Here is a 15,726-nt window from a genome sequence, read left to right as displayed (position 1 = left end):
ATTATAATTGTTGTGTGTTTTTTAGAATATGGGAGGGTATAAATGAAAGATATATATCAAAGAATTGATGAGATAATACCTAGGATAACAGAGCCTAACTTTAGAAAAAATAAAGGGCTTGGTAATGAAATTGGATTCTATGTTTTTGACTATGAGCCCGAATATGAACTTTTAGTTAGGGATAAAGTGAAATTTATAAAAGAAAAAATTAAGAGTACATATGGATTAAATATAATAGAATTTGATCTTTATGAAATTATATTAGAGATTTTAGAATTAAAGGGATATCTTAAAAAAAATTTTCAAATGGAAGAGAAAAAGGGTAGTCAATATGTACTAAATGCAACTAAGAAAACTTTAAGATTAACTTTAGAAAATGATTTAGTAGTTAAGTATATAACAGAACGGCTGGAGGATACTGATATAGTATTCTTAACGGGCGTAGGAAAGTCATGGCCCATAATAAGGTCGCATACTATTTTAAATAACCTACATAGAATTGTGGAAAAGCAGCCTTTAGTAATGTTTTTTCCAGGAAACTATGATGGTGGAACACTTATGTTGTTTAACAGTTTAAAAGATGATAATTATTATAGAGCATTTCCACTTGTGGATAGGGTATAACTAACTTTGTAATTTAACGAAGTTTAACCAATAATTATAAAAATAAGAGTTTTATCGGTGATTAGTCATGGGATAAATATTAAAAGTGTTGGGGGGAAAATCAAATGGAATTTAAGCTGAAAGAAATGTTTTATAAGAAAATTGATAGAGATATAAAAGGTGTTATAAAAGTAGGTCAGGCAGATGATGAAAATATTAAGCAAGAGTTAGAAGAGTATGTGGTAACAGGTGAATTAAGAAAACATATTGATAGGTTTTTTAAAGCTTACAAAACAAGTATTGTAGGAAATACAGATAAAAATGGAGTTTGGATTTCTGGTTTCTTTGGTAGTGGTAAATCTCACTTTTTAAAGATACTTTCTTATCTTTTAGAAAACAGAGAAATTGAAGGAAAAAAGGCTATAAATTACTTTGATGATAAAGATTTAGATAATTTTGTTTTAGACAATATGAAACAAGCAGGTGATGTATTAGCCGATGTTATCCTTTTTAATATAGATTCAAAATCGGATTCAAATTCTAAAGCTAATAAGGATGCTATAGTTAATGTATTTAATAAGGTGTTTAATGAAATGCAAGGTCTATGCGGTTCTATGCCATGGATAGCAGATTTAGAAAGGCAATTGGTTAAAGATGAAGTTTATGGAAACTTTAAAGAAACCTTTGAAGAAATAGCAGGTAATTCATGGGTAGAAGCAAGAGAAGATTTTTACTATGAAGAAGATTCAATTGTAGAGGCATTGTCAAAAACCACCAAGATGAGTGAAGAGGCAGCGAGGAATTGGTACAATAAATGTGAAGAAAACTATTCATTAAGTATAGATAAATTTGCCTCTAGAGTTAAAGAATATAGTGAATCAAAAGGGAAAAATCATCATGTTGTATTCTTAGTAGATGAGATAGGTCAATACATAGGAGATAATACACAACTTATGCTAAATCTTCAAACTGTTGTAGAGGATTTAGGAACTAAGTGTGGTGGTAAGTGCTGGGTTATAGTTACATCACAAGAAGGATTAGATGAATTTACAAAAGTTAAGGGAAATGACTTTTCCAAAATACAAGGTAGGTTTAATACTAGATTGTCTTTATCTTCTGCAAATGTTGATGAAGTAATTAAGAAACGTATACTTAGGAAAAATGCTGGTGCTACAAGTCACCTAAAAGCATTATATGAGCAAAAGGAATCTATAATAAAGAATCTCTTAACATTTACATCGGATACTGCTGAAATGAAATTATATAAAAATGGAGATGAGTTTGCAGAGGTTTACCCATTTATACCTTATCAATTTAATTTACTTCAAGCAGCATTTAATGGTGTTAGAGAGCATGGAGCATCTGGAAAGAGTTTATCTAAGGGAGAAAGAAGTTTACTTGGAGCATATCAACAAGTGGCTATAGAGTATATGAATGAGGATACTGATATATTTATACCATTTTCAGCATTTTATAAAACTATTGAAACCTTTTTAGATTCATCTGTAAGAACAGTTATTATTCATGCAGAAAAAAATGAACATTTAAATAAATTTGATGTGGAAGTTTTAAAATTATTATTTTTAGTTAAATATGTAAAGGAAGTAAAGGCGAATATAGAGAATATTTCTACATTACTAGTAAACGAAATAAATGCAGATAAGTTAGAAATAAAGAAAAAAGTTCAGGAGTCTTTAAATAGATTAATAAGAGAAACGTTAGTACAAAAAAATGGTGATGAATATGTATTTCTAACCAATGATGAACAAGATGTAAATAAAGAAATCAAGAATATGCCAGTTGATAATGGAGAAGTAACTCAAAAGGTTGGAGAAATAATTTTTGATGATATATATGGAGACACTAAATTTTCATATTCAAGAAAATATCAATTTACATTTAATAAAATTGTAGATGACAGAACAAGAGGACCTCAAATCAGCGAAATAGGAGTTAAAATAATAACTGCAAACTTTGATTTAGTAGGTATTTCAAGTGAAAGTGAATTGAAATTATTATCCGCTAGAGAAAATAATGTGATTATAAACATATCAAATAATGTTAACTATTTAGAAGAAATAGAAAATGTATTAAAGATAGATGCTTATCTAAGGGTTAAGGGTGGAACAAAATCTAGTACTGCTATAGAGGATATTAAGGTAAAGAAAAGTAGAGAAAGGGAAGATAGAGCAAGAAGAGCAAAATTTTTAATAGAAGATACTTTAAGAACGGCTCAGGTTTATGTAAATGGTAGCTTTTTAGATATAAAGGAAAAAGGTGGGGTAGATAGAATAAATACAGGGTTAAAGGCTTTAGTAGATTCTAAATATAACAAAATAAACTATGTGAAAGAGTTTAGAGAAAATGCTAAAGAGCTCTATGACATAATAGATGCTAGATTCAATCAAATGGAATTAGTCGATACAAATCCAAATAGATTAGCTATATATGAAGTTAATAATCATATACAAACTAGTTCTTCAAGAAACCTTCAAGTTACAGTTAAGAGCATATTAACTAAGTTTTCAAATGCTCCTTATGGATGGAAAGACATAGATATACAAGCTATGATAGTAACTTTATTTAAAAAACAAGAGATCAAGGTTATATTAAATGGTGAAGTATTAACCCCTAATAATAGAGAAGTTGTAAACTATGTAACTAAGAGAGAATATGTTGAAAGAGTTATATTAAAAACTAGAGAAAAAGTAAATCAAAAATATATAGAAGTGATTAAAGATTTAAATCAAGATTTATTTGGTTTTTCATCATTACCAACGGATGAGGATGGAATGATGAGCATATTTAAGGATGAATGCAGGGAAGAGCTTTTAAAAATAAATGAAATGCTTATTAACTTTAAATTTCAAGCAGCTTATCCAGGAGAAAAGATTTTAAAAGATGGAAAAAGATTATTTGCAGAGGTAATAGCGATTTCAGATACAATGGATTTTTTTAAAAAAATATATGATTTAGAAGATGACTTTTTAGACTATGCAGATAATATTGATGAAATAAAGGGATTCTTCTATAAGAAAGAGAATGGAAGAATAGATTTTTCATCCAAAGGAGAACAAAGAAGTATATTTGATGATGCAATAGATAAGTTAGAAAACTTTAAAGAAAATAAGGAATATATAGTTAATGATGATATAGAGAGAATTGTAGAAGAAATAAAAGAAATAATAAGAATGCCTAAACCTTATGTCAAGATACCTACAATACCTCTTTTAATAGAAAGGTATAGTAATAGGATAGTTTCATTATTAGAAGAGGAAAGTATCCCTGTAAAAGGCTTCATAGAAAAGTGCAGAAACGAGGTCTTTGAAACTTTAGATGCATATGAGTTTAAGGGGAAATTTGAAGATAAAATAATTGAAGAATTTGATAATCTTTATAATAGAGCTTTAAGTGCAAGTAGTTTTGCTGTACTTTCATCAATGTCAGATCTTGCGGAAAAGATTAAGTTAAAGTGGATTAAGGAAATAGTAACAGAAGATGAGATTCAAAAGAGAATAAAGGCAAAAGAAATAAAAGAGGCAAGTAGAGTAGCAGAAAAAGTGGGAAAAGGTGAAAATAAAACCCCTACATCAGAGTATAAAGTAGAACCTATACCAGAGGTAGTTATTAAAACTAAAACCCTTAGCATGAGGGAATTAGTTAAAGGTCAAAAAACCATAAAGAATAATGAAGATATAGATGAAGTGATAGAAGTTCTAAGAAAAAAATTAAGAGAAGAATTAGAAAAAGATACAATAATTAGTTTGGTATAAAACCTAAGGGGAGGAAACTCCCCTATAAAGTTATGATGGAGGAGTACAAATGGATAAGAACAAAATAAAATCTTTTGCGGCATGGGCTAGAAGAAAACTTATAAGTTCAGTTAGTGAACGAGCCAATAGAATAGGTGTTGCTGAAAATAAAATTCAAGATGCAGTAGCAGTTCAAGGTGGATTTAAATTAGAAGGTAATAATGAGATATTTAAACTTTCTAAAGATAATAGAGATAAATTGGTGAGAGAAGTTAATGAAAAAGGTTTTGAACAAGTAATGGAAGAAGTAGCTTATACTTGGTTCAATAGATTTATGGGGCTTAGATATATGGAAGTTAATGAATATCTTCCAACAGGTATAAGAGTGCTTTCATCACAGTTAGATGGAAAAACTGAACCTGATGCATTGTCAAAGGTGTATAACATTATAGAAGAATTATCATTAGACATTAAAAAAGTTGATAATTTAATATCAGATACAGATGAAAATGGAAATGAAAAAACATCCAAACAAAAACAAAATGATATAAGAGAATTGTATAAATATATATTAGTAAGACAGTGTAACGAATTAGGTAATATAATACCTCAAATGTTTGAAAAGATAAGTGATTATACGGAATTATTGCTACCAGACAACCTTTTAGAGGAGGGTTCTGTAATAAGAAAAATGGTAGAAGATATAGAGGAAGAGGACTGGAAAGAAGAAGTAGAAATAATAGGTTGGATGTATCAATACTACATATCAGAAAAGAAAGATGAAGTATTTGCAGCATTAAAGAAGAATGTAAAAATAACAAAAGAAAACATTCCAGCAGCAACACAATTATTTACTCCAAAATGGATAGTTAAATATATGGTAGAAAATTCACTAGGTAGACTATGGTTAGAAGGGCATCCAAATGAGGAACTTCAAAAACAGTGGAAATACTACCTAGAAGAAGCCGAGCAAGAGCCAGAAGTAGAAGAGGAATTAAAGAAAATAAGAGAAGAACATAGTAAATTAAAACCAGAAGATATAAAGGTATTAGATCCATGTATGGGATCAGGACATATTTTAGTTTATGCCTTTGATGTATTATATAAAATCTATGAAACAGCAGGGTATTCCGAAAGAGAAATACCTAGATTAATATTACAAAATAATCTATATGGATTAGATATAGATGATAGAGCAGCACAATTAGCATCATTTGCTTTAATAATGAAGGCTAGGCATTATAATAGAAGATTGTTTAGGGAGATAGAAAGAGAGCATTTCGAGTTGAATTTATGTTCAATACAAGAGAGTAATAATTTAACTACAAAATCAGGCAAGGAAGCTATAAAGTATTTTGTAAGCGAAAATCAACAATTAAGAAAAGATGTTGAATATTTAGTTGAAACATTTAATGATGCCAAGGAGTATGGTTCTATACTTGAAGTTGAAAAAGTTAACTTTGAAATGATGAAGCAAAGATTAAAAGAAATTGAAAAAGAGAAAAACTTTATATTTGGTGACTATAGAAAAATGCTTTTAGATAAACTTCCTATGATAATTAAGCAGGCAGAGATAATGAGTAGGAAGTATGAGGTTTGTATAAGTAATCCACCTTATATGGGAAGTAGTAATATGAGTTTAAAACTAAAGAAATTTATAGATAAGAATTATATTTCAAATAAAAGAGATTTAGCAGTATCATTTATAGATAGAAGTTTTAAGTATACATCTAATAAAAAATTTTGTGCAATGATAACACAACAATCATGGCTTTTTAATAATAGTTATGATAAATTTAGAAACAAAATAATAGAGAGTAAAAATTTAACGAATCTTTTGCATTTAGGGTCTAAGGCATTTGAAGAAATTTCAGGTGAGGTTGTTCAAACTACAGCATTTACGTTAAGAAATATGAAAATGAAAATGCATTATAAAACTAAGTTTAAAAAATTAGATATATATAGTTATATGCAAAAAGAAGAACAATTTTTTGAAAAAACAAATAATTTTAATAAAGAAATTAATAGTTTCAAATTATTATTAGGGGCTTCATTTTCATATTGGATAAGTGATGAAATAATTAATATATTTAAGTCTAATGAGAATATATCTAATTATGCAAATGGTAAAGTAGGATTACAAACAGGAAACAATGATTTGTTACTTAGATATTGGTCAGAGGTAGACATAAATAAATGCTCTACAGAAAACAACAATTATAAAAATACAGGGTGGATACCCTATAATAAAGGAGGTACTTTTAGACGTTGGTATGGAAATAAGGATCTTCTTATAAATTGGGAACAAAATGGTGCTAAAGTAAAAAAACAAAATGGATCAGTAATAAGAAATGAACAATTTTATTTTAAAGAAGGATGTACTTGGAGTGATGTTGCAACTGGAAATTTTGCAGTAAGATATACTGATTTAGGATGTATATTTGATACTGCAGGACCTACATTATTTACAAATAATAATGATGATTTGAGTTTATTTATGGGATATATGAATTCAAATGTTTTCCAAACGTTTGTTAATATGTTTTGCAGTGGGTTACATTATAGTAACGGTATAATAAGCAATTTACCTATAAGATATAATTGTATTAATAAAAGACGAGATCGTATTAATGGTTTGGTGAATAATAATATAATAATTTCTAGAAATGATTGGGATTCATTTGAAACCTCATGGGATTTTAAAATTCACCCATTATTAAAATTACTAGATAAAGGACAAAAATATAAATTAAGTGCAGTATTTAATATATGGGAGACTGAATGTGAAGAGAATTTTAAGCAGTTAAAGCATAATGAAGAAGAATTAAATAGGATATTCATTAATATTTACGGTTTACAATATGAATTAACTCCAGAGGTTCAGGATAAGGACATAACTATTAGAAAAGCGGATAGAGAAAGAGATATTAAATCCTTTATTTCTTATGCTGTTGGGTGCATGTTAGGTAGATATTCTATTGATTCAGAAGGGCTTATTTATGCTGGTGGAGAGTTTAAGGATAAGTGGGATTTAGAAGAAAAGAAAGTTAGAAAAATAGAAAAAAATGATGATGGTAATGTTATATCAGATTCATGGGTTGATGCTACTTTTATGCCTGATGCTGATAATGTCCTTCCTATCACAGAGGACGAATATTTTGAGGATGATATAGTTTCAAGATTTATTGATTTTGTTAGAACTGTATATAGTGAGGAAACTTTAGAAGAAAACTTAGATTTCATTGCTGATTCCATTGGGAGAAAATCATCTGAAACTGCTAGACAGGCAATCAGAAGATACTTTATTAAAGATTTTTATAAAGATCATTTAAAGGTTTATAAAAAGAGACCTATTTACTGGATGTTTGAGTCTGGTAAGAATAATGGGTTTAAAGCATTGATTTATATGCATAGATACAATGAACAAACAGTTGCAAGGGTTAGAACGGATTATATTCATACATTGCAAAGAAAATATGAAGCAGAAATACAAAGACAGCAATTAATAGTAGATTCGGAAGAGTATACTGCAAAAGATAGAAGAGACGCTAAAAAGAAGATAGATAGAATAGTAAAACAAATAGAAGAGTGTAGAGAGTATGATCAAGTAGTGGCACATTTAGCTAATGAAAGAATATCTATTGATTTAGATGATGGTGTTAAAGTTAATTATGCTAAATTTCAAGGAGTTAAGGTAATTAATTCTAAAGGTAAAGAAGTTAAGATGGATTTATTAGCAAAGATATAATAAAGTTTATACAGGGTATGTAGAGTGCATATCCTGTATCTTATGAAAAGAAAGGTATAAGGTAGGTGTATATATTAGTGTTAATCAATTTCGATAAATGGGAAGTGGATGAAGATTCTCCATTCGGTAGCGGAGCCAGTGAGAAAAAATGGCTTATTAATCCTGAAACAAAGCAAAAAGGGATATTTAAGTTTCCTAAAGGTTCAGATATAGGAAGACCTACGGGTGAATATTGGGCTGAAAAACTTGCATCACAATTGGCAGAAGTTTTAGAGATAGAATGCGCTAAAGTAGATATAGGAATATTTAATGGTAGAATAGGTTCTATGAGCTATATGATATTAGATAAAGACGAGGAATTAATAGAAGGTATTCAATACATTACTAATATATATAATGAATATAATCAGGATAAGTTTATTGACTGTAAAACACAAGAACCTTATTCTATAAATATGATACTCAAATCAATTAAGGAAACAGGATTAGGAAAAGATTTTTTAACTATTCCTATATTTGATGCATTAATAGGAAATAGTGATAGGCATCACAGTAATTGGGGTATAGTAAGGAATAAAATAAATGGAAATATAAGAATATCACCATTATATGATAATGGATCATCATTATGTTGTCTTATTAATCCCAAAGATGTTAAGAATTTTTTAAAAGATAAGATGAGATTTGAATCTTTAATTTTTGGCAAATCGAAATCAATGATAAGGTGGAAAAAAATTAATAGAATAAGACATTTTGAATTAGTTGAACATATTAAAGAAGAATACTATGAAGAAACAGTTACTATAATAAATAAAATAAATGATAAGTTAAGCGAAGATAAAATTAAAGAGATAGTATATAGTTATGAGGATGATATAATTCATCCATATATAAAAGAATTGCTATATGTTTTTCTAAAGGAAAGAAGAAAAAGAATTATAGATATATATTATGGTGAAAAGGAGGAAGAGTAGTGAGTAGAATTAGTAATAGAGATTATATTTATTTAATTTGGAAAGATTATAAGACTAGACAGAGATATGTAATTGGAGAATTATCAAAGAATGGCAAATACCAATTTAATTATAGAATTGAAGATGTAAATAAGGCAATTGAAAATGGATTTGAACCATTAGTAGCATTTCCAGATATAAATGATGTTTATGAGAGTCATGACATGTTTCCTGCATTTTCAAGCAGATTACCGGATAAGAGAAGAAAAGATGTAAAAGAAATATTAGCAAAGTATCAGTTAGAGAAGTATGATACATTTGAACTCTTAAAAAAAAGTGGTGGAAAACTGCCGACAGACAGCTTAGAATTTATAGATCCGATATTTTTAGATGAGAATAATATTGAAAGAGATTTTTATATAGCAGGAGTTAGACATTATGATTATTGTGATAAAAAAATTAAACATGAAAGGTTTATATTAGAAATTAATGAGAAACTTATATTAGAAAGAGAATGTAATAATAGCCATGATAAATATGCAGTAAAAGTTATGAATAAAGAAAATAAAGTTATTGGTTATATACCAGTTTTTTTTAGTAAAGAAATAAGTGAAGCAATTAAAAATAATAGAAAAATTAGTTGTGTTGTAATTAATAAAGAATGTAGTGATACTTGTGAAGAGTGTATAAAGGTTAGAATAATTATTGTTTAATGGTATAAGAGGTGGATGGATGAACTTACAAGAAATAAGAAATTTTCTAAAAGGACTATTTTCTAAGCCATTAAGTGATGGCAGGAAGCGTCATATTGTATTTTGGTATGATAGTAATGAAGATTTCACGCAAGATATAGATGACTTTGATGTAGAAAATGTTAAGGTTATTAAATTAACCAATAATAACGCATTTTGGGCGAAATATTATATAGAAAAGGAAGATACAACAAGTAATATACTTGTGTATTCAAATATGGAAAAGCCAAGAACTTCTGAAGATTGGCTTTACGATATTTTTTGTTATAGTGAGGAATTTTCTACTGATAGAGCAACTGTAATTATGAGGGAATTAAATGTTAGTGATGGTTTATTAAAACAAGAGTTTAAACTTTATAATACTTTCTTTAAAAATAAAGAAAGAATATCAGCCTTTAAAAATTTAAATATACAAGATTATACTAAAGAAAAAGTTCACATAGGTATCCTTGCGGTTTTAACTAAGGTTAAAATTATTGATATAGAGGAAATATTAAAGGCTATATTAAAGGAGTATTTAGATGGTGGTAATAAAATATATGAGGACATAAGGAAATTTGGTGATTTAGATTCATTATGGGAGTTAATAGTTAAGTATTATGGCTATGGATTTGAAGAAAAGAGTTTAGAAAGATTTATGGCTATGCTTTTAATTACTAATATGAATGAAACAATTAAGTTTCAGTTACCAAAGCAATATACTCCGTATATATCCACTAAAACAACTAATTGCATAGTGTTTATAAACCACTTTATGAATAATAGTAGAGATGGAGAATATTATGACAAAATGCAAGAAGTTATAGGAGATAAGTTAAAGATAGATAATTTGTTGGAAAAAAATGATTCAGATACATTTATTAACTGTGATATTTTTGAGGAAATGGATAAGGTAGTTCTTAAAAGAATCACTTCTCTATTAAAAGATGAAGTGGAGGAGTATAGTAAGTATTTAAGTCTTATTAATATAAGAAGAACTATGTATTTTTATAGAAAGTATGAAAATGAATATAAAGGGATAAAATGGGCTATAAATTTATTAAGTAAGAAGAAAGATTTAGGTTCTAAAATTAAAACAGAAGTCTCTTATGATATGTTTAAGTCTTATGTGAAGGAGTATTATTTTATAGATAAAGCTTACAGAAAGTTTTATTATTACTATGATAATTGTATAGAAAAAGATGAATTAAATGATTTAAAAGAAAGAATAGAAAATGTATATAATAATTGGTATTTACAAGAGTTATCTATTAAGTGGTTTAATTCATTAGAAAAAGGAATTAATTGGAGAATTGATGGATTGAAATATCAAGATAATTTCTATAGGGAATTTATTAAGTATGGAAAAGAAAGAGTTTTTGTAATAATATCTGATGGATTAAGGTATGAGAGCGCTGAAGAACTTGCAAGTAAGCTTACTAATGAAAGAAAAGGTAAGGTGGAAATTAAATCTATACAAGGAGTAGTGCCTTCATATACAAAACTGGGTATGGCATCATTACTTCCAAATAATAGTATAGATATTAATGATAAATATGGTGTATTGGTAAATGGAATTAGTACAAATGGAACTGAAAATAGAAATACTATTTTAAAGATGGAAAATCCTAATTCCTTAGCAATTACTTATGATAAGGTTATAGATATGAAAGATGCTGAAATCAGAAAAGCATTTGCAGGACTTGAGGTAGTTTATATATATCATAATACTATAGATGCTAGGGGAGACCATGCATCTACAGAAAGAGAAGTATTTGCAGCGACGGAACTTGCATTTAATGAAATTATTGCCCTGGTAAATAAATTAGTAAATAGAGTAAGTGCAGCAAGTATAATTATTACAACAGATCATGGATATCTGTATAAGAGAAGCAGCATAGAAGAAAGTAATAAGATATATGGAGTTAAGTTCGATGATGGAGAAGATAGCAGAAGGTTTATATTGACCACTAATGATAATAAAGTAGAGGGTACTGTATCTTTTAGTATGGATTATTTATTAGGAGAAGGTTCTAATAAAAAAGTTATTACACCAAGAGGAACTTCTAGATTTAAAGTACAAGGGGCAGGTGCTAACTATGTTCATGGTGGAGCAATGCTTCAAGAGATTGTAGTACCAGTAATTAAGTTTAAAAATGATAGAAGTACATCATCAGCAAATGATATAAGAAAGGCTAATATATCATTAACAAGTGTAACAAGAAAGGTAACTAATATAATAACTTATCTTGAATTCTTCCAAGAAGAAAAGATTCAAGATAAGGTTATAGCACAAAGAATTAAATGTTATTTTGAAGATGAATCAGGAAATAGAATATCCAATGAGAATATTATAATTGGAGATTCAAGGTCAGAAAATCCATTAGAAAGAACTTATAGAGAGAAATTTGTTTTAAAAAGTATGGAATATGATAAGACAAAGCAGTATTTTTTAGTTATCAAGGATGATGAAAATGACAATGGTATGTATGAAAGAATATCATTTATCATTGATATTTCGATAGTTGATGAATTTGGATTTTAAATAGTTATCAACAAAAAAAATCTTCCACTACGCTACAGCCTTTTTCTGGCAGTAACCTAGGTGTCGTGACATAAAAAGTTAGAAAAAATAGATCTACTCATCATTGATGAATTAGGCCATTTTAAAATGGACAAAGAAAAAGAGAGTATATTTTTTCAAGTCATTCGCCAACGCTATGAAAAAAACTCTCTAATAATAACCACCAATATACCGTTAGGTAATTGGGATCAAATATTAAGCCTTTTTCTGGCACTACCCCATAGGTGTAAATTTTGCCAATAATTCAATCTATTTCAAAACCCCTTCATACTCATAACAGGCATTCCCTAACAATTAAATTGATTAGGTATATTTACATTATATAGTGTATAATTGTAAATAATATATTAGTTAGTGTTTTGTATGATAAGGAGGCTGCCTAAATGAATATTGATTATGTTCATCTTTATACAGAAGAGGAATTTGAAGAAATTCAAGCAAAATATGATGGAAAGGCTGAATATGATAATGGACTAATATACTTAAATTCAAATACATCTATACGCCATAATCAAATAATTACTAACATAAACATGTATTTATCCATGTATTTAAAAAATAGTAAATGTAGAGCTTATAGTGAGCAAATAGAGGTAATTTTTAAAGCTGATAATGACATAAGAAAATATAAGCCGGATCTATTTGTTATGTGTGATGATGCAACTAGAAATGGAGAAAGCTTTGTATCACCTCCTAAGCTAATCTTTGAAGTAATATCTAAAAGCACTTCTAGCCACGATTATATTACTAAGCTTGCAGTATACCAAAAGTATGGAGTGCTTGAATATAACATAGTTGAACAAAGTGGTAAGATCATTCAATACTCTCTTGAGGATGGCAACTATGTAATAGCAGATGTATACAAAAATCATGATGAATACAGAAGCACTGCTTTCCCAGATTTAAGAATTAACTTAAAAGACATATTTGAATAACAATTATAAGCAATACAAACTAACGGAGTGGTGGGTGGCAATATCCCAGAGGTGTAAATTTTACCAATAATTCAATCTATTTCAAAAGACTCTCATACTCAGAACAGGCATTCCCTAACAATGCCTGTTCTAGCTTATTAAAATCGTATGTTCTTTGAGTATAGTCGTTGAAGGTATTGGATTTATAGCTTCTTTTGTAGTTTTTATGGTTTTTATATTTATAGTTATCATTGCTAGTGTTGGTTTTATTAGAATCAGCACTTTTTTTAGTTTTCAATGCAGCACTAAAAGCGTTACATTTTTCTTGTATTTTTTCAGCAGTTTCTTGCACCTTTTTTATTAAGCTTCTTTGGCAATATGTATAGATTACTAGTAGAGCCACGTCTTTTTATTATAACAAGGCCTAGATCTTTTAGAGTTTTTAGGTATCTTTGTATTGTTCTTATGCTTTTATGCATTCTAGCAGCTAGAGTATTTTGAGATGGAAAACAATCATTTTTATCTCCATAGCAGTAGCTTTCTAGTAGACAGTATAGTTTTAAAGCCTGTCCATCTATATTAGTATTTAAGATTTGAGAATCAATTGATATAAAGTTCATATTCAGTACCTCCAGTTATTTTATTAAAGCTTAAGTGGCATGCCACATGATGTAGGTTACACTTTTTAGAGTTTTAAATGTTTCATAACAGGGGTTAAACCCTAGGGACACTAAGTGTAAGTTTGTGGCTTGTCCTTCTAATAACTAGATATGCACTTTTAAATAAATTTTCACTTAAATTTTAAAAATTCTTATATTTTTACTTCCTAGGGTGAATTGTTATATTTGATTTCCCTAGTGGTAGTTAATTGTAGTAGTAATTATTTAAAAATTAGTGATTAGAAATTAGTATAAATATATTTAAATTTTTATTTATTCATTTGTATTTATTATGGAGAACACAGATGTCGTATTGTATAAGACGAGGAATGTCGTATTAGATGCGACAAAAATAGAATACCATGAGATTACGTCCAGCTAATCTAAGATATTCCTAAATTAGCAAGCAGAAAAAGTATTTCGTTTCACTACAACCTTTTTCTAGAACGATTCCTGGGGTTGTTACATATAAGCCCACTCATGATGATATAGTATTTTGGCTTGAAGATAGAGTTGTACCTAAAGAAAGAGCAAATATAGATGAAATATTAAGAGCCATAGAATTAATTGATTATGATTATTGGGAAATATGTAGAAGAACTAGAGCTATGTGTATGGAAGATTATTTTTGGCTAAGTAAAGGTGAAAAATATGAAGATGTTCATATGAGATATTTGGCAGAGCATAATACGATATATGAAACACCAATTCCTTTTGAGGCAATCCCATATCCTAGTGAATATAAGATTGTAGATAATAAAATTGTGAAAAATACTGGTGGAACCACACATGAGGTAATGACATAAATTGAAAGTTTATGTTTGCTAATGGTTTAAATACCTTTAAAAATACCAATATCCATGATAGATATTGGTATTTCTATTTATGTATTAAAGTTCTTTGAAAGTATTAATGATTTTGTGGTAATCATCTTTATATTCATCAAAGTATTTTCCCATTGTCCATGTAATAATTTGATGAAAATTTTTCTTTGTCTGAACTACAGTTATAATGTATCCAGCTTTGACCTTATTAACTTCACCTGTAAGTTCCAATTGTTTTGCCTTTTGACCATTTATAGTTAAGTCTTTAACAGAACTTAACTTGCTATTAACAACAGATTTAGATAAATTTTGAGAAACTATTTTAGTGTATTCGTCTAGAGTCATTGAATCAGAAAAATTATCTTTAGATTCTGATATAGTTATTAAATATTTTTCTTTTGACATATTAGCTACTTGAATGTTAGCTACGTCATTAAGATTAGTTGCTGTTTTCCATGAATCAGGTACAGTAACTTGGCAAATATTATCTTTGCTTTTGATTTTCTTACTAGCTTCAGCTTTTTTTGTTGTAGTGTTTGATTGTTTAGTACTTTTGTTACATCCTACAAGCAAACAAAGACTACTTGAAAGCAATAGCGTGCAACATAAAAATTTAAGAATAATTTTTTTCACAATAATACCTCCTAAAATTTAATAAAAATAAGCATAACAAAGTAAGCCTCTATAAATAAGAGGTTAGAATGATATTTAGTTAGATATATCCAATGAATAATACATTTATAGGATTCATATAAAATACAAAATGTGAAATATAATCACATATTTACATTATTGTACGGTATATTATCGTAGCACATATGAAATTCTTTAAGAATATTTTTAATAATAATATTCCTAAATGTTTTATTTTGGTGTTTTTCTATAAAGTGAATTCCATTTATGCAAAATATACGAATGAAGTGATAATATATAGTGATAAATATATAGGACATAAATT

The 15,726-nt window shown here is 28.1% G+C and carries 12 protein-coding genes; 9 read left to right on the top strand and 3 right to left on the bottom strand.

Annotated features, from left to right (window positions below; genetic code table 11):
• Nucleotides 1–42: 42 nt before the first annotated feature.
• The 8 genes from CC89_RS16805 to CC89_RS16775 all read left to right on the top strand — a co-directional run bounded on the left by CC89_RS16805 (nucleotide 43) and on the right by CC89_RS16775 (nucleotide 13,306).
• On the top strand, nucleotides 43–624 hold the full coding sequence (locus tag CC89_RS16805; RefSeq protein ID WP_035294150.1) for a DUF1788 domain-containing protein: 582 nt from the start codon (nucleotides 43–45) through the stop codon (nucleotides 622–624).
• 104 nt (nucleotides 625–728) lie between these two features.
• Entirely contained in the window at nucleotides 729–4,376 is a 3,648-nt protein-coding gene (gene brxC / locus CC89_RS16800; RefSeq protein ID WP_035294149.1) for a BREX system P-loop protein BrxC, read from the top strand.
• A gap of 49 nt (nucleotides 4,377–4,425) precedes the next feature.
• Nucleotides 4,426–8,103: a BREX-1 system adenine-specific DNA-methyltransferase PglX gene (gene pglX / locus CC89_RS16795; protein WP_035294148.1), complete on the top strand. Its 3,678-nt coding sequence runs from the start codon at nucleotides 4,426–4,428 to the stop codon at nucleotides 8,101–8,103.
• Nucleotides 8,104–8,180: 77 nt separating this feature from the next.
• Nucleotides 8,181–9,077 carry a HipA domain-containing protein gene (locus CC89_RS16790; protein ID WP_035294146.1) on the top strand — a complete coding sequence of 299 codons (897 nt, stop codon included), beginning with the start codon at nucleotides 8,181–8,183 and terminating at the stop codon, nucleotides 9,075–9,077.
• Nucleotides 9,077–9,769 carry an HIRAN domain-containing protein gene (locus tag CC89_RS16785; RefSeq protein ID WP_035294144.1) on the top strand — a complete coding sequence of 231 codons (693 nt, stop codon included), beginning with the start codon at nucleotides 9,077–9,079 and terminating at the stop codon, nucleotides 9,767–9,769. The genes CC89_RS16790 and CC89_RS16785 overlap by 1 nt, the downstream gene beginning before the upstream one ends.
• Before the next feature lie 19 nt (nucleotides 9,770–9,788).
• Nucleotides 9,789–12,332 (top strand): BREX-1 system phosphatase PglZ type A, encoded by a 2,544-nt coding sequence (pglZ, locus tag CC89_RS16780; protein ID WP_035294142.1) that lies wholly within the window; start codon nucleotides 9,789–9,791, stop codon nucleotides 12,330–12,332.
• Nucleotides 12,333–12,419: 87 nt separating this feature from the next.
• Complete coding sequence (locus CC89_RS20110) at nucleotides 12,420–12,614, top strand: ATP-binding protein (RefSeq protein WP_081897095.1); 195 nt, start codon at nucleotides 12,420–12,422, stop codon at nucleotides 12,612–12,614.
• Nucleotides 12,615–12,754: 140 nt separating this feature from the next.
• Complete coding sequence (locus tag CC89_RS16775) at nucleotides 12,755–13,306, top strand: Uma2 family endonuclease (RefSeq protein ID WP_035294141.1); 552 nt, start codon at nucleotides 12,755–12,757, stop codon at nucleotides 13,304–13,306.
• A 76-nt stretch (nucleotides 13,307–13,382) separates the two neighbouring features.
• Here the strand turns inward: CC89_RS16775 and CC89_RS16770 are convergent, their stop codons facing one another.
• Both CC89_RS16770 and CC89_RS16765 read right to left on the bottom strand, forming a co-directional pair.
• Nucleotides 13,383–13,637, bottom strand: coding sequence for a hypothetical protein (locus CC89_RS16770; protein WP_035294139.1), 255 nt, complete (start codon nucleotides 13,635–13,637; stop codon nucleotides 13,383–13,385).
• Nucleotides 13,621–13,905: a helix-turn-helix domain-containing protein gene (locus CC89_RS16765; RefSeq protein WP_035294137.1), complete on the bottom strand. Its 285-nt coding sequence runs from the start codon at nucleotides 13,903–13,905 to the stop codon at nucleotides 13,621–13,623. The genes CC89_RS16770 and CC89_RS16765 overlap by 17 nt, the downstream gene beginning before the upstream one ends.
• Before the next feature lie 653 nt (nucleotides 13,906–14,558).
• Here CC89_RS16765 and CC89_RS16760 point away from each other — a divergent pair.
• Nucleotides 14,559–14,750, top strand: a complete 192-nt coding sequence (locus CC89_RS16760) for a hypothetical protein (protein ID WP_035294673.1) — start codon at nucleotides 14,559–14,561, stop codon at nucleotides 14,748–14,750.
• A gap of 84 nt (nucleotides 14,751–14,834) precedes the next feature.
• On the opposite strand, the gene CC89_RS16755 is transcribed toward CC89_RS16760, so the two are convergent.
• Nucleotides 14,835–15,401: a DcrB-related protein gene (locus CC89_RS16755; protein WP_035294134.1), complete on the bottom strand. Its 567-nt coding sequence runs from the start codon at nucleotides 15,399–15,401 to the stop codon at nucleotides 14,835–14,837.
• Between the last annotated feature and the right edge of the window lie 325 nt (nucleotides 15,402–15,726).

The organism is Clostridium sp. KNHs214 (genome assembly GCF_000744935.1).
Taxonomy (GTDB): domain Bacteria; phylum Bacillota; class Clostridia; order Clostridiales; family Clostridiaceae; genus Haloimpatiens.
This window is presented reverse-complemented; position numbering and strand designations above follow the sequence as displayed.

What these genes read in the sequence shown, in the direction of transcription:
- pglZ (WP_035294142.1), top strand. Translation starts at nt 9,789, where the DNA reads ATGAACTTACAAGAAATAAGAAATTTTCTAAAAGGACTATTTTCTAAG.
- CC89_RS16805 (WP_035294150.1), top strand. Translation starts at nt 43, where the DNA reads ATGAAAGATATATATCAAAGAATTGATGAGATAATACCTAGGATAACA.
- pglX (WP_035294148.1), top strand. Translation starts at nt 4,426, where the DNA reads ATGGATAAGAACAAAATAAAATCTTTTGCGGCATGGGCTAGAAGAAAA.
- CC89_RS16760 (WP_035294673.1), top strand. Translation starts at nt 14,559, where the DNA reads ATGGAAGATTATTTTTGGCTAAGTAAAGGTGAAAAATATGAAGATGTT.
- CC89_RS16765 (WP_035294137.1), bottom strand. Translation starts at nt 13,905, where the DNA reads ATGAACTTTATATCAATTGATTCTCAAATCTTAAATACTAATATAGAT.
- brxC (WP_035294149.1), top strand. Translation starts at nt 729, where the DNA reads ATGGAATTTAAGCTGAAAGAAATGTTTTATAAGAAAATTGATAGAGAT.
- CC89_RS16775 (WP_035294141.1), top strand. Translation starts at nt 12,755, where the DNA reads ATGAATATTGATTATGTTCATCTTTATACAGAAGAGGAATTTGAAGAA.